The sequence below is a fragment of the Acetobacter sp. DmW_043 genome, from assembly GCF_002153485.1.
Taxonomy (GTDB): Bacteria; Pseudomonadota; Alphaproteobacteria; order Acetobacterales; family Acetobacteraceae; genus Acetobacter; species Acetobacter thailandicus.
On the sequence record NZ_JOMN01000088.1, the window covers coordinates 1 to 1,771 of the forward strand.

Annotated in this window: 1 protein-coding gene; it reads right to left on the minus strand. The window is 56.7% G+C overall.

What is annotated here, in order from left to right:
* Positions 1 to 4: 4 nt before the first annotated feature.
* Positions 5 to 1,690: a recombinase family protein gene (locus HK11_RS11835; RefSeq protein ID WP_086555517.1), complete on the minus strand. Its 1,686-nt coding sequence runs from the start codon at positions 1,688 to 1,690 to the stop codon at positions 5 to 7.
* Positions 1,691 to 1,771 lie beyond the last annotated feature (81 nt).

Sequence of the window (1,771 nt, forward strand, 5' to 3'; positions counted from 1 at the left end):
AGGCCTAGGACACCGCCCTTTCACGGCGGCAACACGGGTTCGAATCCCGTACGGGACGCCATTCCCGTCCAAAACTGGGAACTTTTGGGTTCAGTTTCGGACGGTCCGAGACGAGCTGGTTCATCAGCCTGTCTTTCCTTCCAAAAATACGAATTTCTCTGTCATCGACTTCTATGCGATCGACGATCGCTCGCAGATATTCCTTGCGCATGGCAACCGGACCATCCGTCAGCTTTGCCCGCAGGTCACGAGAAAAACGTTCGATCATTTCATCGGTAATCACCGGCACGACCATCCCCGGAGCTTCCGCCATTGCGCAGAGACGACCGGTCTCATCCCGCTGAGCCTTCAGGGCATCAAGTCGTTCCCTGAGCGTGGGATCGGTGGCATCGACAACGCCATTTTCGATAGCCGCATACAGCCTTTGCAACTTCTGTTCGGCTTCACGGGACGCGTTACGCAGACTCTCCTGGCGGGCGGCATTACGGTTCTGACTGGCAGCATAGTGTGTCAGGAGCGCCTCCAGAATTAGACCAAGCCTATCCTTCGTGAGCAGACGGGTGGCGAGATGTTCCATGACCAGCGTGTCGAGCAGATCCATACGGATGCTCCGCCCCTTACAGGCTGTCTTACCCTGCCGCGCCTGCGTTGCACAGGTATAATACCGGTAACGGCCGTACTTCCCTGTCCGCAACGTCATCCCGCCCCCGCAGGTGGCGCAGACTGCCAGCCCCGTCAGCAGGCATGGACCATTGACGATCCGGGGTGCGGTCACACGCGGGGCGTTCTGTTTCAGACGCTGCTGCACTTCCGCAAACTCACTACGGGGAATAATGACAGGAGCATCCATGGTGATCACCTCATTCGACGCTTTCTTACGACCTGTTTTCGCTTCGACCACATTGAACGCATGCGTGCCCGCATAGGTCTCGCGCGTAAGCACGTCATGAATGAATTTGCAGGAAAACCGTGAGCCGGTCTGGGTACGGTATCCCTTTGCATTGAGGAGGCTGACAATCGCCTTGATACCGAGCCCGCCGGACTGTCCATCTCCGTGACGGTAGAGTTCGAAAATGAGCCTGACCGTTTCAGACTGAATGGGGTCGATCTCCAGCTTCTTCTTTATTTTCTGCCCGCGACGCTCCGCCTCCACGGTACGATAGCCGAAAGGCGGACGGGAGCCGTTCCAGAACCCCTGACGGGCGTTCTCGTTCATGGCCCGCAGCGTATGTTTGGCATTCTCACGGGACTGATATTCGTCGAAAAGCGCCATGATCTGGCGCATCATCACGGCAGACGGATCATCTCCCAGTTCCTGTGTGATCGAGATCAGCCGAATTTCCTGCTTTGCAAGACGTCTGACGTTAAACTCAAGCTCGAAATGGTCACGGAAAAAGCGGCTGAAGGAATGCACAACGACAACATCGAACCGCCCTGGTTTCTCCGATGCTGCCTCCATCAACTTTTGAAATTCCGGTCGGCGGTCATCTGTCGCCGAAGCACCTGGCTCGATAAAAATTTCGACGACCTCCCAGCCTTTCGCGGCACAATACGCTTCAGCCTGGCGCTGCTGATCAGGAATTGACAGGTCGTGCTCGGCCTGCCGCCCTGTTGACACCCGCAGATAAAGAGCTGCGCGCAGGGACGGCTGTGGCTGGAGGGGGCTCGAAGCAACGGGCAAGGATGTCATCGCAAAACCTCATCAGAAGATCGATTTCCGCTTTGTCGACCGGGATTTCTGGCGGCAGATCGTCCTGAACCTGCCAGTTGT